This is a genomic window from Phaeodactylibacter xiamenensis, assembly GCF_965229835.1.
GTDB lineage: Bacteria > Bacteroidota > Bacteroidia > Chitinophagales > Saprospiraceae > Phaeodactylibacter > Phaeodactylibacter xiamenensis.
On the sequence record NZ_OZ245931.1, the window covers coordinates 3,095,562 to 3,118,584 of the forward strand.

Here is a 23,023-nt window from a genome sequence, read left to right on the forward strand (position 1 = left end):
ATTATTTCTACCCTAGCTTACTCAGCAGCCCGCCCAGCAATTTCGCTGCATTCTTAACCACCTCGGAATCTTCCACCGGGATTTTCAGGTAGGACTGCCCGGTTTGCTCGTCCTTTTCCACTATTTCATTGACTAGTTGCTGTGTGGCCTTTTCGTCAGACAAAGTTTGCGAGAGCCGCCCGAGGAAGCTGAGCCCTTCTGATAACAGGCCTGCTCCGGAGGAGGAAGAAGCCTGACCAGTACCCGTTGAGCCGCCCCGCTTCGGTTGAGGCGCTGCTTCCAGCTCCGGCGTTTCCTCTTCCCACCAGGCATCAAGTGCGGCCTCGGCCGGTTCCAGTTTTTCAGATGCCCCGCTGGCAGATGCTTTTTCGAGGTCTTCATCACTGCTGGGCTCGGCAACTGCGTGCTCGGGCACCTGTACGTTTTTCACGCGCTCCAGCTCCTCCATAAAGTCTTTGAACTTGCGGTCGTTCATGAAGACGCTGTCCTGTGCCGTGTCGAGCACGGCTTCCGCCAGTGAAGACTTGAACTGCAGCGTCTGTACCATCCGGTGCTCTATCGTCCCCTCGGCGATCAGGTTGATGACCTGCACCTGCCGCTCCTGCCCGATTCGGAAGACCCGCCCGATGCGTTGTTCCAGCACAGCCGGATTCCAGGGCAGGTCCAGATTGACCACCAGGGAGGCTTTCTGCAAATTGAGGCCTACGCCCCCCGCATCGGTAGATAAAAATACCCGGCAGGCGGAGTCTTCCCGGAAACGGTCGAGCAATTCGCCCCGCTTGCTGCCCGGAATGCCACCGTGCAAATAAGCAAAAGGGATTTCCCGGGCTTCCAGCTCCTGTGCAACGATGCGGGTCATGCGCTCCCACTGACTGAAGATGACGGCGCTCTCGCCTTCCTCGGCCAGGCGTTCTTCCAATATGTAAAAGAGCTCTTCAATTTTGGTATCGTGCCGCGTCTGCTGATCGACCAGGTAAGTGCTGTTGCACGACATACGCATCAGGTTGAGGCAGCTTAGCAAGCGGCGGCGGTCTTTTTCGTTGAGGAAGCCCATTCTTCGCCATTTAGCGACCAGCTGTGCTACATCTGCATCGTAGCTGTTATGCAGCTCCAATTGCTGGGGTGTCATGGGCACGAGCAGTTGTTGATCCTGACGGGCAGGGAGTTGCTTCAGCACCTGCCGCTTGCGTCGGCGGATCATTACATGGTTAAGCTTTTTGTAGATGGCATCCAGGTTTTTGTAGCCACGTACCACCCCATTCTCATCTTTGACCTGATGCCGGTAGAGCAGCAGGTAGAGTGGCCCCAGCAGAAATTGATCCAGAAACTGTATGATGGAGTACAGATCCTCCAGCTTGTTTTCAAGGGGTGTACCAGTTAGTGCCATCCGGTAAGGTGCTTCCAGGCGTTTAACCGCCCGGGAGATTTTGGTGTCCCAGTTTTTAATGCGCTGCGCTTCGTCCAGGATAACGAGATCCGGAGCCGCCGCATTCAGGTAGGGATAATCCCGGGCGACTACATTATAGGTTAGGATTTTGTAAACCTGCTCATGATCATCATACTGCTCCCGACGCTTGTGGGCAGGGCCCTCCACTACATGCGCCTGAATACCTGTGAAGCGCTCAATCTCCGAGCGCCACTGATACTTGAGGGAGGTAGGGCAAATGATGAATACACTTCCAATACCCAGCTCACGGCGGTATAGCTCTGCCGCTGCTATGGCCTGAATGGTTTTGCCCAGCCCCATCTCATCGGCGATCAGGCAGCGCCCGGCACGGAAGGCGAAGAGTACGCCTTCTTTCTGATAATGATATAATTTGGCATTAACCAGCCCGTTCAGGTTTTCCTCATCCGCCGCTAAGACATCCGCACGTTGACCCCGCCGGGCATCTGCCCGTTTCTGTATGACAAAGTCCAGGGCATCCGGATAGCACCGAAAGGAGGAAGAGACGGCCTGCGCCTGCTCCAGAAACTGGTCAAAATCCAGATAAGCATGCTCATACAGTATACCATCTTCATCGAAGTACTGCCCGGCCAGTTTGCCAAGTGCTTGTACTTCTTCTCCGCCCAGGCGAAGCCGCAAACGCCGTTCTTCTCCGTACTCCAGGTAAACTGAGCTGTACTGCCGCTCCGGAGGCGGCTTGCGGAAGTGCTGCTTGTTGCCGTAAGTGCGGTACAGCTTGTGCAGGGCCCATTCAATGTGCTTGCAGGTGCCGAGCCCGTTCGTTTTGAAGTCCATGCACTCACAGAAGTTCCCGCCCGGCTCCTGCCCGCGCAGGGCTACCCGATAACGGCTGTTCCGCTCCGGGTTGATGACCGTAAAGTCAGACCAAACCGGGTGCTCCCCTTCGTTGACCAGCTCAAAGGTCTGCTCCGGCCCAAATTGCTTGCGCAGGCCGATTTGCCAATCCCGCAGGCTCAGCTCCTCCGGCTGCCGATAGTAGCTTATCTTTCTCTGTTTTTTCTTCTTTTGTGCTTTCTTTTTGGCCATGTGCTGTCTAGCTTTAGGTTGCTGTTTGCTCTTGTTACATCCACAATACAGAGATTGCCTTGCCCTCGTGTGTTTTCTCCTCCCGCCGTACCCGCTCGTCCCAGGATAGCTCCGTGGAAGGCTTGGTTTCAAAAATCATCAGGTAGCCGTGCTGCTGCCCAAGCTTGTCCATGTAGCGGGCGAGCTGTCGTAAGCCATCGGATAAAGTATAGTTATCATAGTGAATTTTCAACTCGATAGGCACTACCTGGTCTTTCCAAAATACCGCCAGGTCGGTCCGCCCGTTACCGACTGCCATTTCCCGCTCAATGCGGCCACCGCCGTTCACTACCCTTTGCAGGAAGGCCATGAGCAACAATTGATGCCCGGCTTCCTTGTAAGTAAAGCGCTCCAGCCAGGACTCAGAATGCCGCCGGTAAAAGCCGACGAAAGCGCCCAGCAGTTTATCCATGATCAAGCGCCCCTCCTCATCCAGGTACCAGGCTGTTTCCGAAATCTCCTCCGGAAAACTCTCCTGCAAGGGGGAATTGAGAATGCGGGTGATGATCTCCCGGTAAATCGGGTTCGCAAACCGGATAGGGCTCTTTTGCGTGATCAGCCCCAGGTCCCGGCAGTAGCGGATGGAGTCATCGAGCGTGTCAAATTCCAGCGGACTGCCTTCAATAATGCTCATTACAATTTTGCGGACCCGCTCTTCCCTGACCTTGTCAGCCAGGCTGTCTAAGTGCGTTTGCCGCTGTTCTATGAGGCGCTCTTTGGCTTCGATGACCATGTCTGGCGTGATGACCTTGCTGTGGTCATTGCGCAGCATTTTGACAACGATTTCGTTGGCCAGCGCATTGGTCAGCCAGGGTTGACCGCCAGCATATTCGTATATTTTTTCGAATACGGCATCGGAAAATTCCTGACCGGTATCTTCAGTATGTTGACTTAATAAACCTCTGACTTCTTCTCTGGAGAAAACCGGGAGGAAAAAGGATTCAGCTTTCACATTAAAAGGTGAGCCCGCCCCGATTGAAGGATTGTCTGCCCGCGCCCGTGTACGGTACTCCCGAATATCCCGCAACCCCACAAGAGCGATGGATTGAGGAAATCCCTGCGGCCGGGTTTGAAAGCCATCCCGGAACTGCCGCAGCACTGCAATCAGGACATCATCATAAAGTGCGTCCACTTCGTCCACCAACAAAACCAAAGGCTGATCAAGAGCTTTACTCCAATCGCTGAGATACTGCCGGAATAACTGCGGTCCAGCTTTATAATGAGTGGGGTTAGGTGGCAATTTAGCCCCATTCAGGAAGACCTGAGCAGTTTGATAAAGAGACTGTATAAAAACCTCATTGGCATCTGAAACGGAAATACTGGGATAACCTGCTGATTCGAGAGAGCAAACCGCAGCGGTGTATTTACCTTCCCGGTTCAGCCGGTGCGCCAACTGATGCAGAAAAGTCGTTTTACCCGTTTGCCGGGGCGCATGGATCAGGAAGTATTGCTCCGCTTCAATTAGGTGGTTAACCTCATCAAATATTCCCCGAAAAGGATCCACCATATAGTGCTTCTTCGGATTGCACAAGCCTGTCGTGTTGAAAAATCGCTTCATAAAAGTAAAGTTACATAATAACGGCCAGCCCCGCTTATTTACGCTGCCGCTAAATAGTTACCCGGCGTACAGCCCATTTTCGTCGTAATTTCATCCAGCTTCGACGAGGAAAATCGAAATATCTCCGGATTTTAACACATTTTAACCCTGTATTCGGAAAGATTCGGGTAAGAAACTGAAATTTCCGAAATCATATACTGAGGATTAGGAAAGAGCTTCTCCGCTCTTGGCTAAACTCGGAACAATAGGGTCGAGCTTTACAGCAAAACTCATCGGACGAGTTTATGCCGACACGAAATAGTCCATTTGGATACCATTTCGTCGTCGGTATAGCGCCTCCCCGACACCAACACATCAATTTACTGTACAACTCCGCTTGCTGAGACATTTGTGCCTCTGTAAGCCTGAAAATGGTAGCCTATGCAAGACTTACTCAACGCTGCAATGGCAGGCGTCAACCTGCCCTTTACCTTGCTGCTGGGCCTTGTGGTCCTCTACTGGCTCTCCGTCATCCTCGGAGCGGTGGACCTGAGTGCTTTCGACTTTGATATCGATGCAGAGGTGGACGTGGACGCAGACGTGGATACCGATGTGGACGCCAGCGGCATGAGCGGCTGGTTTGCCGGTGCACTGCACTTTTTCAACTTCGGGCGTGTACCCTTCATGCTGATCATCACCGTGACGGTGGTTACCGCCTGGGTGCTTGCCATTTTGGGCAACCACTACCTGGGGCACTACAGCCTGGGCTATGCATTGGCAACGGCAATTCCCATCCTGTTCATCGGGCTATTTGCCGCCAAGGTGGTTACGACCCCCTTCGTGCCCCTCTTCGAGCAAATCAGCAAAGAAGCCCAGCCTATGGACTACATCGGGCAGGCCTGCGAGCTCATCCTGCCCGCAAGCTTTACGCAAATGGGACAGGCACGGGTACAGGCTGAAGACGACGAGCTGCTCATCTACGTCAAAACCGCCGTGCCGGAGCTACAGCTGCCGAGCGGCACTAAAGCCATCGTCTCCCGGGCCGCGCCTGATGGCAGCCACTACCTCATCCGGGCGTACCCGGAGGAGGACCCGCCGGAACGCAGCACGGTGCTGTAAAATCCGACTTCATTTTCTGACAACCCTTAAAATCGTAACCTAATGATCTTACTCCAAAACCTGGCCGGCCCTCTGGGCTGGGCCGTACTCGGCATTAGCCTGCTGGTGATTTTTGGCCTCATCGTCATGCTCATCAGCTGGTACAAAAAGGTGCCTCAGGGCAAAGCCATCATCCGTACCGGCGTGGGCGGCACTAAAGTCGCCATCGAAAACGGCATCATTGTGGTGCCCGGTATTCAAATGTACGAAGTAATGGACCTCAGCGTTCGCACCATCGAAATCAGCCGTATGAAAGAGGATGGCCTCATTTGCAAGGACAACATCCGAGCGGATACCAAAGTCGTCTTTTTCGTACGCATCAATAAGGAAGTGGCCGACATCAAAAAGGTCGCGCAGTCTATCGGCTGTCAGCGGGCCTCCGATACGGCGACGTTGCGGGAGCTGTTTGAAGCCAAGTTTTCCGAAGCCATCAAAACGGTGGGCAAGCGCTTCGACTTCGTAGAGCTCTACGACAGCCGCGAAAAGTTCAACTCGGAAATTCAGAACGCCATCGGGCTCAACCTGAATGGCTACATCCTGGAGGATGCCTCCATCGACTACCTGGAGCAGACTGACATCAGCTACCTCAAGGAGAACAACATCCTCGACGCTGAGGGTATCAAGAAGATCACGGAGCTCACCGCCCAGCAGAAGGTGAAGGCCAACTTCATCCGCCGTGAGGAGGAGAAGACCATCACCGAGCAAAATGCGGAGGCGAAGGAGGCTATACTGGAATACGAGCGCCAACTCATTGAGAAAGAAGAGCGGCAGAAGCGGGAAATCGCCAACATCAAAGCACGGGAAGCTGCCGAGATTGCCAAAATCAATGAAGAGGAGCGACTGCGCTCCGAGATGGTCCGCATCAAGACCGAAGAAGAGCTGCAGGTTGCGGAAGAGAACCGCATGCGGCAGGTCATCGTCGCCCTGAAGAACAAAGAGCGCACCGAGGCCATTGAGCAGGAGCGCGTAGAGAAAGACCGTATGCTGGAGCGCACCGAGCGCGAGAAGATTGTCACCCTGGCGGAGATCGAGAAGCAGCGCGCGGTGGAAGAAGAGAAGAAGAATATACAAGACGTCATCCGCGACCGCATCATGGTCGAAAAGAAGGTGGTCGAGCAGGAGGAAGTCATCAAAGACACCAAGGTGCTAGCGGAGGCCGAGCGTTTACGGCAGAAGGAAGTGATTCAGGCTCAGGCCAAGGGCGAAGCGACCGTCATCGAGCAGCAGAAGCTGGCTGAAGCCGCCAAACTGGCCGCTGAAATCAACGCCGAGAAGCTCCTCATCGACGCCGAAGCAGAAAAGAATGCCGCCGAGAAAGAGGCCGAAGCCCGCAAGATTCAGGCCGAGGCGACTGCTGCCGAGGAGGCCACCATCGGATTGTCCGAAGCACAGGTCATCGAGGCCAAGGCAAAAGCCAAAGAGCTGGAAGGCAAACTGGAGGCCAGCGTGATGGAGCGCAAGGCACAGGCAGAAGCCATCGGCATAGAAGCCAAAGCAGAAGCACTGCGCAAGCAAGGCCGTGCTGAGGCAGAGGTGGCCGACGAGAAAGGACAAGCCGAAGCCCGTGTACTCGAGCTGAAGTTTGCGGCTGAAGCCAAGGGCATTGAGCAGAAAGCCAACGCTATGAAGGAGCTGGACGGCGTAGGTCGCGAGCACGAGGAGTTCAAGCTGCGCCTGGAGACCGAGAAGGAGATTCAGTTGGCCAATATCAACGTCTCCAAAGACATCGCCAACGCACAGGCGGGTGTCCTGGGCGAGGCCATGAAGCACGCCAATATCGACATCGTCGGAGGCGAGATGCAGTTCGTCAACAGCATCCTCAATTCCGTACAGCGCGGCAAGAGCATCGACGGCCTGCTCAACAACAGCAGCCACCTGAACAGCCTGAGCCAAAACCTGCTGTCTTCCGCATCCGGCAACGGCGAGGGCCTGCTCCCCCAACTGGGCAACCTCATCCGCCGCGCCGGCCTGACGATGGACGACATCAAGGACCTGACCCTCACCGCTCTGCTGCTGCGCCTCGGCGAGCAGTCCGGCACCGTGGAGGAGAAGAGCCTGCTCAAGCGCCTGACGGCCAAAGTGGAGGAGCTGGGGCTGGGGGCGCTTAGTGCGGGGCAATTGCTCTAGGGGAATTCCAGGGTAGGCTGAGGTTGAGGTTAAGGTTGAGGCAGACACGGCATGTACTCCGGGCGCGGCAGCAAGCTGCCTATCGCCCCAGCGGGAAAAGGCAGCTTGCTGCCGCGCCAGGCGTACACGTCACTGCTCGCCTCAACCTCAACCTTAGCCTTCTCCAGCCGACGTAGCTTCAGCAAAGTTGGCAGCCTCCTCCAGGGGGCTCCATAGCTCCCCATTCCAAACCAACAAAACCTCAAAACAATGACGCAAACCACCACCTACGATATCATCCGCAACCGCCTGCAGCAGCAAGCTGATGAGCTGCGCAACCGGCTACAGCAGCTTAATACCGCCCGCAGGGACGTCTTCGGCGCGGTGGAGAGCGCACTGATTGCCAACGACCGCATCACGACCGGCAATTACTGTACGGCGCGCGATATCGTGGCGGTAGGCGAGCACTGCATCCTGGGGTACAACGTCCACCTCGGGCTGCGCAGCGGCATACAGCTGACGGACGTCTTCAGCATCTACCGCTTCCACGGCAAGGGATTTGAGGAGGCCGGGCTGTCGCTCCTGCAAAAAGAGGAATTTCAGACCGACTTCCACAACCTCTACCGCTACTACAAGGAGGCTTACTTTGCGCGCTTTGCACAGCGGGGCCGCCACCTGTACATGATTTTTCACCTTAAGCCGGGCGGTACGGACTTCAAAGCCTTCAAGTGGCTGCGTACGGACGAGGGGTTGCAATATGTCGATAACCGCTCCGATCAGGAAGTACGCTTCCCCAATCAGTATGAATTTCGCTGGCAGCAGGCCGGGCGGGACGAGCAGCGCCACGGGCGGCACCCGCATGTGTCCATCCTCGACCGGGTCTTTGTGGAGACGACCGGGGGCGACCTGACCATCAAAGTGGAAGACAATACCGATGACGGGCGCGGCATTTACACCGAGCCGGTAGACTATAAAGACCAAACCCTGGACGATGCGGAATTTGCCTATGCCGACCTCGGCCACCTCATCGCCCTGCGCATCAAGCCCTATCAGGAAGACTACCGCTACTTTGTTTTCAATGAGAAGATGCAGAGTGTGGAGCGCGTGGCTGCACTGGCAGATTCCGGGGTGCTCCTGCCCGATCAGCAGGGCCTCATCTTTGCCAATGGCTACTATCTGCAAACGGGGGAGTACAAGCTGTTTGACCACTCTCCGACCGGGCTGCTATTCAAAAAGCGGATTGCTTCGCCCAATGGGGAGGACTTCCTGTTTGTGTTCTACGGCGCGGACAGCGGCACCTATCTGCTGCTGCACTACAACATCATCAATCAGGAAGTGGCCACGCCTATCGTCTGCAATGGCTTCACCCTTTTCCCAAACGGAGAGCTGGCCTACTTCAAAGCCGAGGAAGAGCCTACCAAGCACCACGTGCTGCAGATTTGGCAAACGCCTTTCCTCGAAGGAGAAACGATCCCTTCCGGGCATACCGATGCCTATCTGTACAAAGTAGGCAACAAGGACATCGTGCGCGCCATGGCCGAGTGCCAGGAGATCCTCACCCTTACGGGAAAAGAGGACGCCTACGCCAATCTTTACGACGAGCTCGTCAAGCGCACCACCGATGTGCTCGACCGCTACTACTGGATCGATCAGCCGGACGCTTTCCAGCTGGATGCGCCCCTAAAAGCCTTACGGCAAACAGCCAATACGGCCATTGAGGAATACGAGAAAAAAGTAAGCGCACAGCGGCGCGATCAGGCAGAAATGCAGCGGGTGGAAAAAGAAGCACAGGCACGCTTTGACGCCATCCGCCGCGCTTCCTTCGACCGTATTGAGGACTTCGTGGCCAACCTGGCCGGGCTGCGGGCACTGCGGGGAGACATCGCCGGGCTGCGCGAGCTGCGCTATGCCGACATGGATCAAGTGGATGCACTGGAGGAGCAAGCCCAAAAAGCACAATCGCAACTGGCAGAAGACTGTGTGGCCTTTTTGCTGGAAGAGGATGCCCTGCTCCCCTACCGCAAGCAGATTGAAGCCGAAGCCGCCCGCATTCCCCAATTGGAAACGGCCCGGCAGGCAGCGGAACTGGAAGCTGCCTTTGATGAGATTGGCAAGGCCCTGGAATTGCTCATCGAGATCGTCAGTAACCTGAAAATCGAGGATGCGACGCAGACTACCCGCATCATTGATGGCATTTCTGCCCTTTTCACCCTGCTCAATCAGCATAAAGCGGCGGTGAAGCAGCGCGGGAAGCAGTTCCGTACGCAAGAGTCTAAAGCAGAGTTTGATGCGCAACTCAAGCTATTGGATCAGAGCATCATCAATTACCTGGACCTGGCCGATACGCCCGAAAAGTGCGACGACTACCTCACCAAGCTGATGGTACAGCTGGAAGAGCTGGAAGGCAAATTCGCGGAAGTGGATGCCTTTGTCACCGAGCTGTCCGTCAAGCGGGAGGAGGTCTACGCCGCCCTGGAGAGCCGCAAGAACAGCCTGGTGGAAGCCCGCAACAGCCGTACCGCTAATTTGGCGAAAGCCGCCGACCGCATCCTGGCCGGCATGCAAAAGCGCGCCGCTGCCTTTAAGGAGGAAGCCGAGGTCAACAGCTTCTTCGCTGCCGACCTGATGGTGGAAAAAGTGCGTGGCCTTATCCGCCAATTGCAGGAGCTGGACGACAGCAACAAGGCCAATGCCGTACAGACTCAGCTGAAAACGCTGAAGGAAGACACCCTGCGCAGTCTGCGCGACCGTAAGGAACTCTTTGAGGAAGGCGAGAACATCATCCGCCTCGGGCAGCACCGCTTCTCCGTGAATGTGCAGCCGCTGGAGCTGACTGTGGTGCAGGACGACGGTCAATTGTTGTACCACCTCACCGGGACTAACTTTTATGAGCCGATTGAGGATGAGTCGCTGTTGCAAACCCAAGCCGTCTGGCAGCAAAGCCTGATTTCGGAAAATCAGGAGGTCTGCCGCAGCGAGTACCTGGCTTACCAATTGTACCGGGAGCATCCGGACTGGCCGGTCAAAACAGCGGCGCTGCTACCGCTTGTAACTAAGGCCGCCGGTCAGCGCTACTCGGAGGGCTACACTAAGGGCATCCACGATGCTGATGCTACGATTATGCTTTCTACTCTGCTGGAAATGAGTCAGGGGATCGGCCTGCTGCGCTTCCCGCCTACGGTACGGGCTTGCGCCAAAAGCTGGTGGACCGCCTTCGTAGAGGCCGACCGTAAGGCACTGCTGCAAAAGCAGCTCAAGAGCGCAGGCGAAATTCTGGAGCTCTTCCCAAATACCCGGGAATTTGATTACCTCATCGAGGAATTGGCAGAAGACCTGCAGGCTTTTGGGGATCACACCCGTTTGTTCCCAGCCTTCACCGTGGAGCGGGCCGCCGAATACTTGTTCCGCGAGCTGGCACAGGACGACCACTTTGTCATCAGTGCAGAAGCCGGGCAGCTGTACCGGCAGTTTGTGGACCTGCTCTCCGGCAAAAAAGCCCTGAAGCGCTTCAAGCAATCGCTCGATGCCCTGCGCGAGCGCCCCCGGGAGCGCTACCTCCTCATCCGCAAGTGGGTGCACGCTTTTCTGGAGGAGCAAGAAGAGGCACAGTGGCTGCCGTATCAGGAGGAAATTGCTGCGTTGTTGTTCGCGGATGATTTTGAGAAAACACGGGTGATCGAATTACAGACCAGCCGTCAACTGGAGGGACTGCGGAGCGACCATCCTGTGCTGAAGGAAGGCAGGTACGAGCTCAACTTCCACGCCTTCATGGACAAGCTGGAGCGCTACTGCGGGGAAACCGTGCCCCTGTTTGAGCAATTCCAAAGCCGGAAGCGGGCACTCACAGCGGAGACGAAGGAAGCCCTGCAGCTCGACAGCTTCAAGCCCCAGGTGATGAGCAGCTTTGTGCGCAACCGCCTTATTGACAAGGTGTACCTGCCCCTGTTTGGGGACAACCTCGCCAAGCAGATGGGCACGGCAGGCGAGCAGACCCGCACCGACCGCATGGGCCTGCTGCTGTTGCTGTCCCCTCCCGGCTACGGCAAGACCACGCTCATGGAATACATCGCCAACCGCCTGGGGCTCATTTTTATGAAAATCAATGGCCCGGCGATCGGGCATCAGGTGACCTCCCTGGCACCGCAGGATGCCAATAGCATGGCTGCTGCCAAAGAGCTGGAGAAGCTGAACCTGGCCCTGGAAATGGGCGACAACGTCATGCTTTACGTAGACGACATACAGCACTGCCATCCGGAGTTCTTGCAGAAGTTCATCTCCCTCTGCGATGCGCAGCGCCGTATTGAGGGCGTGTACAAAGGCAAGGCGAAAACCTATGACTTGCGGGGCAGCCGTTTCGCTGTGGTCATGGCCGGCAACCCCTACACCGAGAGCGGCGACCGCTTCCAAATCCCGGACATGCTGGCTAACCGGGCAGATATTTACAACCTGGGAGACATCATCGGCGACTCCGCAGCGGCCTTCAAGCTCAGCTATCTGGAGAACGCCCTGACTTCCAACTCGACCCTGGCACAACTTGCCGGCAAGAGCACGAAGGATGTGCACACGCTCATTCAAAGCGTGGAAACCGGGCAGCTCGAAGGGTTGGAATATGAAGGCAGCCACAGCACACAGGAGCTGGCCGATTACCGGAAGGTGTTGCAGCTGCTGCTAAAAGTGCGCGATGTGGTCCTGACCGTCAATCAGGCGTACATCCGTTCCGCAGCGATGGCGGAGGACTACCGCACAGAGCCGGCTTTCAAGCTGCAAGGCTCCTACCGCAACATGAACAAGCTGGCGGAGAAAATCGCCCCCATCATGAACGAGTCGGAGCTGCGTACCCTGCTCCTCGCCCACTATGAAGGCGAAGTGCAAACGCTGACCGCAGACGCAGAGGCTAATTTCCTCAAGCTGAAGGAACTGCTCGGTTGGCTGAGCCCCGAAGAGGCAGAGCGCTGGTCGGCAATTAAAGCGGCATTCCGGAAAAAGCAGCGCTTCGGCGGGGCGGACGGAAGTGACCGCATGGCACAGGTCATCGCTCAGATGGATGCCTTTAATGAAGGGCTGGCGGGGATACGGCAGGCGCTGGAGGCGGAATGATTGTAAGTAAGTACCCGCAAAGCAGGCAGAAAAACTGCTCTGCAAGAGAGAATGATGTAGCACTTTATCGCGGAGGCTGGCTGGAAGGTCAGTCTCCGCTTTCTATTAAATGGTTTAGCGAAAAGCAGAAGCCTTACTGGCTTTTCCTCTGAACGAAAAAACTTCAAAAAATCATGATTGGTTGGGAACGCTTTCATTTCCCTTGCCGTTGACACTAACAACACTGCAATTATCTCACCATTTCTTACGGGTAAAAAAGATTAAGTATTTACTTTTCATCTTTTTACCTAGTCATTTTACTAAAAACATACAAGAGGCTACTATATCTGCACCTATTACTGTGCAATGCCACAGTACGCCTTAAAGCGGAAAACCAACGCAACAAAATTTACCGGATTACTACGCTGAGTCAGAATCATGCGCCTGCTCAGGGCTGAACTCTTTATGCCAAAAGCCTGGAATCAAGCCCCTGACAGGGCAAGCGCAACGCTGTCAACAGCCTGGCTTATGCCCACAAACCAGTATACAATGTATGTGATGTAAAACCCACAGTGCAAACGGATAGCAATTACCTACAAAAGAAGTACACCAAGCTTAAACAGGCTTAGGTAACGGCTCAAAAAGCCGAACCTATCTAACCTGCGATGCCTGCCCAACGGCAAGACCACACCGGGCAGGCCTGTACTACCTATTCTTTCATTATAAACCTACTAATGATGAAAACACTATTGCTATTCGTTACGATTTTGGGGCTAGCTGCAACTGCTAATCCTTATGCATCCAACCACTTGCAATCAGAGGAGACGCTTGGAGGGAGTATTACTGTAGAAAACGTTGTAGTACTACTTACTACTACCAACGACCCGAGCGAGAATATTCTCACTATTGAGGTTTATGACGGTGCAATGGTCGTGATGTCTTTTACCGGTTGTGGAGCCTCTGTTTGCAGGAATAACATCTCGCTCCTGGCTAACGGGACTTATTCCGTTGTTGTTACTACAGATGCCGGATCCTTTAGCGGAGGTATTACAAAGTAGGCCCTTTACCCTTGGCCAGCACTTGTTCGCCCCAGACCTGATCAATCAGCGGCCAGCCTTGTATCCGTTCACTGGTAAAGGGTTGGCTGTTTTGACTACAACTCAGCAAATCGTCAAAAAAGCTCATTAATCCTTGTTGTACATGTGGTGGATACTGACTGCGGGTTACGTACCCCCTAACGCTTCGGATTTGACGCTCCAAAGCTATAAACTCCTGATTTTCGAAATAAATTTTGCTCAAAACCTTATCAGAACCAATTCTCATGGCAAAATTAGAGTAGCTGGTTTTACTGTAGAGTACCGAGCGCTGAAAAATATGAATGTATTGGTGCGCGTTAGAGATATCCCCGCGATACAGCGCTGAATAAGCCAATGAAAAATGCCTGTATGCATCCCGTTCTTTCCTTGAAGCCAAGGCTACTTTATCCCAGTTCCGATTCAGAAAATCTAAAAACCAGCCTATTTCCCCAGATATCACTGCCGCACTCATGGCACCATTAATTCTAGCCAGCTGTATCGTGTGGCCGTCATTCAAATGGAGATTACGGTCCTCAAGTTGCTTAATGATTTTAACCAATTCTCCGGCAAACCGGCGGTCTTTATTGATGTTTAATCGGTCAACACAGTAATTAAATAAGGTTGCCCAATATTGTTTTTGGTAAACATTGGCTACTTCTTTATCAAAACCGTTTGGTTCCTTAGCTATTTCCAGATATTCTTCCGGAGGGCATTGGTCAAGGACTCGAACCAATTGACCAAAGTATTTAATATTTTCATCTTTTGTCTGCCCTACTATAGTTTGAATCTTCTCGCGGATATCCTCAACATTCTCTTCTTCTCCTCCGTATACTTTAATCCGATTATAGGTCTCTAAAAGAAGGCTCATTCGCATGTAATCACTAAATTTTTCCAGCGCGCTGCCCCACTTTCTCATATCTGCATACCCCAGCTGAGCATTACTCCTTTCCTCTTCAGACCTAGCTTTTATCAAAATATGCTGCCCAAGCGTCTCTCCCAAGTAAGGGCCAATGATTTGTTCTTCGTGACTGTACTGCTCCTTTTCCAATTCCCGCAAATGGTAGTCGAGGTGTTTTCTAAGCCCCAGGTGATCATATTTACCCGCCAACAGAATATGCCTGAGGCGGGGTTCTTTGTCCAGTGCATCCAACAGCAGATACCGCTCCAGAGCCCGCAGTACACGGGTTTTAAATTTATTAGCCGCCAATGGCTTCATTGCATTGGCTTCCCAGAACGCAGCCTCGCCCTGAGGAAACCTTCGGTTGACGATTTCTTCTGTATACCGTTGTACCAAATCCTGGTCATTTTGTGACAGGTTGTTTTCCTTCAGTTTCATTGTTGATAAAAAGCTACACCTTTCAGCCGGGCTTAGCCGTTCAAAAACCTCATATAGCTTACTTTTCCGCATAACTCCGAAATTAATAATAGAACAAAATAAAATTTAATACCCTGATAAACAAATTTTTAAATATTAATTAATTAGGAACAAATTAAAATGAAACCCTAATTTATCAGTAGCTCTACCCAGACACTTAACTGTATGTTTAGTGGAGCATTATTTAAATAATGTCTCTCAGTTGACTCCCTGATGACCGCATTGGTCATCAGGGCTACTGAAAAAATTAAATACACTCAGTTTATCCGGCAGACCAGAAATGGGAAGCCGGTTTTCTACCCTAAAAAACTAAACACACTTTCGGAAGCAGGTCGAACTTATACGGCCTGCTTTTTTATTTACCTACTTTAGACTTTAGCGTGCTTTGCAGGACTTCTAACTGCCCGTCAATACCTTTCGGCACCGGCAAGCCCAGGATTTCACAAACCAGAGGATAGACATGCACATTACGGAATGAAGGTATGGTAAGCCCCTGCCGAAATGCCGGGCCTTTGGCATAAAAAATAGCGTGCATTTCCGGAAACTCCGGGTGGAAGCCATGCTCGCCGCCCTGAGAAAATTTCCCGCTTTTGACCAACTGAATACGGCGGCTGTCGGCCAGGTAGTAGCCATACTCCGGGTAGAGGATAAAATCGCCAAGGCGGGGGTCAGATTTATCGCTGTAGTGTGGGAATTCTGCGATGGGGTAAACCTCCAGCGGTAACCCCTCTGATTTTTCTTTCATGAAGGCTAATGCTTCCTTAGGGTCCGCACCGTCCTCCATGTAGATATGCGCCAGAGCACCGTTGTTGGCTACCCGGTAGCGGCTGTCTTGCAGCAGGGGATCGATGTTGACAAGCTTTTCAGGGCCGACATCAATCATGCCATGATCTGAGACCATAATGATATTCACGGGTAGCCCCGAGGCTTCCACACCGTCAAATAACTCGCCCAACGCCCAGTCCAGCTTCATCAGTGCAGCGCGGATAGCTTCATCGTCGGAAGGACCATGACGGTGGCCGGTGTCATCCATATCAGAGAAGTAAAGGGTGATCATATGCGGGCGCTCCGCTTCCGGTAACTCCAGCCAGTCTAGGACCTGCTGTACCCGGTCTTCATTGGGGACACTACCGTCGTAGGGATAATAGTAACTCGGCCGCACGCCCTGAATATCGGCTTCCGAGCCCACAAAGAAGAAACTTGCCGCCTTCATCCCGTTTTGCTCCGCATTCACCCAAAGGGGCGTTCCGTTATACCAGCTGCCATCTTCCACGGCATCCCGGTTGCTGATGCGGTAGAGTTGTGCTCTTTCCGGGTCGTAAAAGGTGTTATCGACCAGGCCGTTGTGCTCCGGTAGCAGCCCGGTGGCAATGGCGTAGTGATTAGGGAAGGTCTTGGAGGGGAAACTCGGGATCATGGAGTACGCCTGCACGCCCCCGGCTATCAGTTTGGTGATATTCGGCGGGCGGAAGCGGGCGGTATAATCCCACCGGTAGCCATCACAGGAAATCAGGATCACGTAGGGGTGGTCCGCCGGGACGTTGTCCTTTTTCTGGGCGGAAACCGTTAAGGCAAAATGGGCACTAAAAAGCAAAAGGAGGAGTAAACGAAGCATAAGTTTCTGATTTGAGTGCGAAAATAAGAAAACCAGCTGACCAGTTTTGAGACATTTTTACCCTGGAGTTACTTGCCCCGGCTCGAAAATCCTATCTTTAAGGACAGACAACCCGAACTCCATGCAGCGCCTGTTCCAACCTGTAGACATTGCTACCCTCATTATGCTCCGCATCGTATTTGGCATACTGGGCTTTGCGGATGTCTTCGGCACCTGGATTTACTACCACATGATGAAAGGCGCTTTTTATACGGAAGGATTTCAATTTAAGTATTACGGTTTCGAATGGGTAAAGCCTTTGCCTGAGCCCTTCATGTCCATCCTGCTTCTAAGCATTTGTGCCTGTGCCATCCTGGTGGCGCTGGGCAAGTGGTACCGCATTTCGGCGACGCTGTTTGCCTTTGGCTTCACGTACACCTATTTCCTGGAAAAGGCCCACTATCTCAACCATGGCTACCTCTTCTGCTGGATCGCTTTTCTAATGATTTTCCTCCCTGTCAACCGGCAGCTGTCGCTCGATGTTAAGCGCCCCCAGCACAGTAGTCTGGGCGAACATGCCCGGGATGTTAACCAGATTGAAGAACGAAACAAAAAAGCCTTTCAGCAACGGCTGCCCTTTTTGCTCACTCGCCTGAATCGTTTGCTTTCGTAAAGCCTGCAGTCCGAAAAAAGCCCTTAGCGCCAGAAACAGCAGTATGGCCCCCTGCCGCAGATAGTTGAGGCAGCCCGGCAAATACAATGGCGATATAGGCATGGATAAACACGGCTACAGAAGCACCGAGGTTGAAGCGCAATGCTGCACTGGCGCCCCGCCTCAGTTATTCGCAGGCAGCAGTTACGCTTACCATCGGGCAGCAGCATGGTGAACATGGTCACCACACAATCCAGTAAGCTATGTGTCAGGCAGGTCATGGGAGGCAAAAGTAGAGGAAAAGGGAATGACTTTACTTTTGCCCTTGCTCGTGTGTGTATAACAAATTGCACAAAACACAAAGGCAACCCTCTGCATTTAAGCCCTATGGCTGCTGGGGTAGAGCTTCCCGCTCTGCTCCAGCTTATCCAGGAAAAAGTGCAATTTGTTATGCACACCTTGCTCGTCTATCTAATTGTAATAAGCCTGCAGCACATACATCAGACCCCATACCTGAAACTTGCATATGTCAACAATAACCATTATTTTAGTTTGAGAATCAAACGCGTTCGCTATGACTCCAAAAACCAGAATCCAGCTAGCTCAGCTTTATGGCTTTTCTACCCGTACACTTTCCAATCGCTTAAAAGCTATAGGTATTGAGCTGCCTGCCCGGCAGTTGATCAGTATCGCCAAGCAAATCGAGATTTATGCTCATCTGGGCATCCCAACCTGCTTACAGGAAGCTGAGGCGAGAAAGATTAAACCAAAGGTCTTGGCTTATTGCCGTGCAAGAGGGATAACAGATACCTGGCATTTCTGATATTTTCCAATGATTTCCAATTAATTCAAATTGGTTCAATACTGGGGTCTTTCATTTGTTCGCGGTTTAGTCGAGCTTTGGTTTATTATTCAAATTCCTTATTTCAAATTCATCTTTTATGGATAACACTAATCTATTTTGGATCAATGGATCACTGGATCACTACGCTAAATCACAGGTCCTCCCTGTTTAAGGGAATGGTAAAAGCATTTTTTATTTGCTCTTTTGTCATTGCATTATGCCCTTACCATGCAAATTCTCAGACTGAGCCCTTTGATAGTCTGGGGTATGAGGTTGACAGCCTCGGCATGGCTGAAAGATTCGACTCATTGATGCTTAGGATTGAGGAGCAGGCTTTAAACTGCTATTCTCTTGGCGTCAGGAAGGTTGTGCCTGTCCTTTATCAAGAAGGCTTTTCCATTTACGTGCAGCTGTATGACCTTCAAGTAAATACTGTTTTTCTAAGCCTTGATGGCTCCGAGGATCAACCTGTAGCTATTCCGCTGTCTGGTGACGGAGCTATAACTATTAGAAATTTACCTTTTGACAAAAATTATATCCTTAGCGGCTCCAACAGTTGCGGTGAGATCGTACCATTTTTAACGTTCTATACAGATGATCAGCTTCATTCCCACAAAGAGGGAATCACAGAAGTATTTTCGGAAGAAATGTTTCTGCTAGCGTCATCCTTTGCTGCTCAAGACACTTCTAACGCTCTTGCACTTCACGAATTTATGAATAGCGAATCGAACATAGAAATACACCCTTTTGAAAAGCTAAATTTTTATCAACAATATATCATGCAGGGAGACCGCTATTCTACTCCCGTTGAAAGCGACTTGATCCCTACTGCCTTTGAAAAGCCCCAGTCAAGAAAAGACGAATGTGAGTGTTCGTTTGTTAAGCTTTCTGCATCTGCGAGCCCGACAGCTGGAACTACAGAATTAACTGGTCAAGAGTTCTTTGTGCCTGTAACTAACAATAATGGTGACAACTATTCAGAAGCAACTAATGTCAATAAACTCCATTGGTACCAAGTCAAAGGTGCTGCAAAGGAAGTTTTTGTATACACAAGTGGATGGAAAGCCGACTGCGATCAGGAGCATTCCATGTCTGCCAATCACCAAGGTGACGCACGGCCTGACATTGATGAGGCTGAGGATGTAGAATTACTGGGAGAAGCAGGCAGCTATGGCAGGATAGCAGTATCCTTACTATGTAATAATGGAAACCAGTTACCTGAGCGGTGTGACTGCCGCAAGAAAATACTATTCGATTACGAGTACAGAAATGCTCTTACAGCACGTGCAGAACGTCTTCGCAGCAGTGCCTTTAGTTGTAACAGAAGGCGCCAATCAGCTGCCTATGCCGAAGATTTTGTCATCGTAACCAAAGAAACCCGACAGGCAGGCGACAACGCTGGCTCCGATAATGAAACGGTGATTATGGACTTTAACCGCTGGGCATTTGGAGCAGAATGTGGCACTGAGTTAAATCCTGAATGGCAAGAGGCTTTCAATGCTGTAATGGAAGATTTGTTTGGAAACGTAACGCTAGGAGATATTGAAAATTTCATATCGGGAGATGGGGAAGTTGGAGATATTATCAATTCTGATACAGAGTTACCTGATTTGATTGCATCAATTTCCAATTGGATTACGACTGAGCGATTCCTTGATATGCCTTGTGACACTGACACCAGATTCTACGGTGTGGATGGCAAGGAGGATTTTACTTTACACCCAAATGAGGAGCTTTGGTTTAACATAAGAACCAGTGGTATTGTGAGAGCTGAAGGTCAACGCAGCTGGCAATCAGAAGCCCGAATACAAAGCAGCTTCGCCATGACTGTACAGACTTTTCCGGGGAGTACGGAAGAGCCAAATGTATCTTGCTGTAGCGACTGGGGCGCATCTTACGCCGGTTCGACACTAATGCCCGGAGGGTCAGGTGAGCAGATTAATCTGCAATCAACGCTGGAGGAGTTTCTAAATGGCTCTCTTATGACTTTTCCAGGCTGCACGCTTTTTTCAACTCCTGATGGCGACATCAGCAATGGAGAGTTTGGCACCTGTTCCGTGCCGACTGAAAGACCAGAGTGCAGCGTGCCTGTGATAGAGAGAAGCCATGATTCCAACGGTTTGGTAAGCTTTGGTCATAATTCCATCACCGAGGTTGCTTTGCTGGATATACAGGGCAGAGTGCTACGGCAATTCAACAATCAAGGTTTTAATAACTTTGGAGAAATAGAAGCTTTTTTGCGGGAACGTATATCTAACTCAGGATATCCCACCGGAATTTATCTGGTCCGCTACCATAATGGCAATAGCGCTACCACTCAAAAGCTATTCTTCGGAGCTGGTTACTAAGGAGTCAAAATCAAAATTTTGAATGACAGCCAGCGACCGGAGGGTCGCTGCCCTACTTAAATAACTATAGAATGAAACCAATCAATCAACTTACGCTGATACTTCTGGCAACAAGCCTGCTGCTTGCCTGCGACAAAAATAAAGAAGATGGAGCCGCCTTAGTACCCGATGGGAGGCCATGTGGAGGCGGCTATTTTTACTACACTGATGGAGAATGTGGGTGCCCGGAGCCTTATGTTCTTATTGGCGACCTGCCGGAAGAGAGTAACAACGATTACCGCACTCAAACCGGTATTTGCATTACTGTATCCAAGGGCAAAGAAATAGTCTTTTACGCCACCAGCGATTGCAAGTGCACCGCGCTAACCAATAACACCCCGGATACTTTTGCCCTCAAGTTTCCAATTATCGAAGCACCTAACGGAGAAGGGCAGTTCACAGGCCGATATGACCGATCAGGCTACTACGGCCATGAAACTGGATATATCATGAGGCAGGAAGGCGGCGAGGAGGTCAACTTGAGCCTGTACAATGTTTTCCATCAGGGAGAGCACCCGGAATGCCAATCTTATCACCCCGGTACGGTAGGGAAGATGAAATTGTTTTTCCCGGAAGGTGAGGAAAAAGCAATGGGACTGGTAATTTGGCAAACCCTGGGCAGCGACGCTACGATTTTGGATACTTGCGCTATTTCTTTAATTAGAGTATCCACTTAGTGTATGTTTGGAGCAAACGAGAGTTGATAATCAAAGAGTTGTGGTTATGGCTAGATGGAAAAATGCGCGTTTGGCGCGTCAAATAAGTATTTTTCCATGACGTTCCCGGTTTTACCGGGATTCACAAGGCTTTGGTTATCAGCCGAAGTGCACCTCCAAACATACACTTAGGGTTCAGCGGAAAATAAGGTCTTCATTTCAGGCGAGCTATTTTTACACCAGACAAGGCGCGAAGAACGAGCATAGCCTAGTGGTTCATGTCGCAAATATCTCCACATTTACACTTCTCCTTTTCCGCCTACTCTTCCCCGGAGAACCGAGCTTCGTAGCTTTGGCTACGATCCCGAACCTCCGTCTCGATTAGACGAAAAATGACGACGTCTAAATTGTGTATCTACTTACAACTTGAACCACTAGCTACGTAAGTGATGAGCAACGAAGGCTGGGGTGAAAATAGCCGTATCAAATGGGGAAGTTCTTTTTCGCTGGACCCTTAGATAAACTATTGTCAGACTCACTGTTACAGGATGCCGGGTTGCTCGTTTCGCTTTATCGCTTTTTTCTAGGCTGCCATCTTCATTAGACTTGATGCGTCGGGAATTGTCTATCTTTAGGGTTGTTCAACCCGACATCCCATGCAGCGCCTGTTCCAACCTGTAGACATTGCTTCCCTCATTCTACTCCGTATCATATTTGGCATACTGGGGTTTGCCGATGTTTTCGGTACCTGGATTTACTACCACATGATGAAAGGGGCCTTCGCCCCGGAAGCTTTTCAATTTAAGTATTACGGTTTCGAATGGGTAAAGCCTTTGCCTGAGCCCTTCATGTCCATCCTGCTTCTAAGCATTTGTGCCTGTGCCATCCTGGTGGCGCTGGGCAAGTGGTACCGCATTTCAGCAACCCTTTTTGCCTTTGGGTTTACCTACACCTATTTTCTGGAGAAAGCGCATTACCTTAATCACGGCTACCTCTTTTGCTGGATCAGTTTTCTGATGATTTTCCTGCCCGTGGACCGGCAGCTGTCCCTTGATGTCAAAAAGAACCCGGACCTCAAGTCTGATACAGCTCCCTATTGGTGCCTCTTCATCCCGCAGTTTCTCATGGGCATAGTGTACTTTTTTGGCGGCATTGCCAAGCTCAACAGCGACTGGCTCCATGCCATCCCCCTCAAGCAGTGGATTGGGTACCGGACCGGCCACCCGTTAATCGGCCTCTTGCTGGAGCAGGAGTGGATGGCCTACTTCATGGCATACGGGGGACTGTTACTGGACCTGTTCGTGGTCTTTTTCCTGGTTTTTCGAAAGACCCGCCCATGGGCGTTTGCAGCCGTCCTGTTTTTTCATTTTATGAACCTGTTGGTGTTTAGTATCGGTATTTTCCCTTTCCTCTCCGTTACCCTGACCGCCTTGTATTTTGCGCCGGATTTCCCGCGCCGCTTCATGCATTGGCTGGCCGACCGGTGGGATTGGCTCAACAAGCAACAAAATGCCTGGATATCGAGGATACAAAGCAGTACTGAAAAGATTCCAATGTGGCAGGCCGCCCCCCGCAACCGCACCCTTATCCTCAGCGGACTTGGCGTACTGATGGCGATTCATCTCCTGCTGCCCCTGCGCCACCACCTCTACCCTGGCGATGTAGCCTGGACGGAAGAGGGCCACCGCTATTCGTGGCGAATGATGCTGCGTTCTAAAATTGGTTTTGGAAAGTTCCAGGTTGTCAATCAGAATACCGGGGAAAAAACAATCGTCCGGTCCAGAGACTACCTCTCAGAGCGGCAGGAGCGCAAGCTATACACCCATCCGGATATGATCCTGCAGTTTGCCCACTTCCTGGAAAAGGAATTTGAGACAGAAGGGCAGGAAGTCGCTGTTTATGCCAACATCCGCTGCAAGCTTAACTACCGCGACTATCACGATTACATCGACCCGGAGCGGGACCTCACGCAGTTGGAATGGTCGTTTTGGGCACCATCGGATTGGATTTTGCCGGAATAAGGCTATCTTTT

Annotated in this window: 13 protein-coding genes; 9 read left to right on the top strand and 4 right to left on the bottom strand. The window is 51.8% G+C overall.

Annotated elements, in window-relative coordinates:
* Nucleotides 1–7 precede the first annotated feature (7 nt).
* Nucleotides 8–2,491 (bottom strand): DEAD/DEAH box helicase, encoded by a 2,484-nt coding sequence (locus ACO08I_RS11425; protein ID WP_421949363.1) that lies wholly within the window; start codon nucleotides 2,489–2,491, stop codon nucleotides 8–10.
* 34 nt (nucleotides 2,492–2,525) lie between these two features.
* On the bottom strand, nucleotides 2,526–4,088 hold the full coding sequence (locus tag ACO08I_RS11430) for an AAA-like domain-containing protein (protein ID WP_421949364.1): 1,563 nt from the start codon (nucleotides 4,086–4,088) through the stop codon (nucleotides 2,526–2,528).
* Between the two features lie 420 nt (nucleotides 4,089–4,508).
* Between ACO08I_RS11430 and ACO08I_RS11435 the strand changes: the two genes are divergently transcribed.
* From ACO08I_RS11435 to ACO08I_RS11450, 4 genes are all read left to right on the top strand, one after another.
* The gene (locus tag ACO08I_RS11435) at nucleotides 4,509–5,186 is read left to right on the top strand and encodes a hypothetical protein (RefSeq protein WP_421949365.1); all 678 of its coding nucleotides are present in this window, start codon (nucleotides 4,509–4,511) and stop codon (nucleotides 5,184–5,186) included.
* Between the two features lie 42 nt (nucleotides 5,187–5,228).
* Nucleotides 5,229–7,352, top strand: a complete 2,124-nt coding sequence (locus ACO08I_RS11440) for a flotillin family protein (RefSeq protein ID WP_421949366.1) — start codon at nucleotides 5,229–5,231, stop codon at nucleotides 7,350–7,352.
* A 249-nt stretch (nucleotides 7,353–7,601) separates the two neighbouring features.
* Nucleotides 7,602–12,428: a DNA repair ATPase gene (locus ACO08I_RS11445; protein WP_421949367.1), complete on the top strand. Its 4,827-nt coding sequence runs from the start codon at nucleotides 7,602–7,604 to the stop codon at nucleotides 12,426–12,428.
* A gap of 644 nt (nucleotides 12,429–13,072) precedes the next feature.
* Nucleotides 13,073–13,465, top strand: coding sequence for a hypothetical protein (locus ACO08I_RS11450; protein WP_282782933.1), 393 nt, complete (start codon nucleotides 13,073–13,075; stop codon nucleotides 13,463–13,465).
* Here ACO08I_RS11450 and ACO08I_RS11455 read toward each other — a convergent pair.
* Nucleotides 13,455–14,819 (bottom strand): hypothetical protein, encoded by a 1,365-nt coding sequence (locus ACO08I_RS11455; protein WP_421949368.1) that lies wholly within the window; start codon nucleotides 14,817–14,819, stop codon nucleotides 13,455–13,457. The two genes, ACO08I_RS11450 and ACO08I_RS11455, sit on opposite strands and share 11 nt — an antisense overlap.
* A 394-nt stretch (nucleotides 14,820–15,213) precedes the next feature.
* The gene (locus ACO08I_RS11460; RefSeq protein ID WP_282782936.1) at nucleotides 15,214–16,473 is read right to left on the bottom strand and encodes an ectonucleotide pyrophosphatase/phosphodiesterase; all 1,260 of its coding nucleotides are present in this window, start codon (nucleotides 16,471–16,473) and stop codon (nucleotides 15,214–15,216) included.
* 121 nt (nucleotides 16,474–16,594) lie between these two features.
* Here ACO08I_RS11460 and ACO08I_RS11465 point away from each other — a divergent pair, with 121 nt between their 5' ends.
* The 5 genes from ACO08I_RS11465 to ACO08I_RS11485 all read left to right on the top strand — a co-directional run bounded on the left by ACO08I_RS11465 (nucleotide 16,595) and on the right by ACO08I_RS11485 (nucleotide 23,012).
* Nucleotides 16,595–17,125: an HTTM domain-containing protein gene (locus ACO08I_RS11465; protein ID WP_421949369.1), complete on the top strand. Its 531-nt coding sequence runs from the start codon at nucleotides 16,595–16,597 to the stop codon at nucleotides 17,123–17,125.
* Between the two features lie 553 nt (nucleotides 17,126–17,678).
* Complete coding sequence (locus tag ACO08I_RS11470; RefSeq protein WP_282782940.1) at nucleotides 17,679–17,927, top strand: hypothetical protein; 249 nt, start codon at nucleotides 17,679–17,681, stop codon at nucleotides 17,925–17,927.
* 146 nt (nucleotides 17,928–18,073) lie between these two features.
* A complete protein-coding gene (locus tag ACO08I_RS11475) occupies nucleotides 18,074–20,296 on the top strand; it encodes a T9SS type A sorting domain-containing protein (RefSeq protein WP_282782942.1) in 2,223 nt (740 codons plus the stop codon).
* 71 nt (nucleotides 20,297–20,367) lie between these two features.
* Nucleotides 20,368–21,012: a hypothetical protein gene (locus ACO08I_RS11480; RefSeq protein ID WP_421949370.1), complete on the top strand. Its 645-nt coding sequence runs from the start codon at nucleotides 20,368–20,370 to the stop codon at nucleotides 21,010–21,012.
* A 635-nt stretch (nucleotides 21,013–21,647) separates the two neighbouring features.
* The gene (locus ACO08I_RS11485; protein ID WP_421949371.1) at nucleotides 21,648–23,012 is read left to right on the top strand and encodes an HTTM domain-containing protein; all 1,365 of its coding nucleotides are present in this window, start codon (nucleotides 21,648–21,650) and stop codon (nucleotides 23,010–23,012) included.
* Nucleotides 23,013–23,023: the final 11 nt, after the last annotated feature.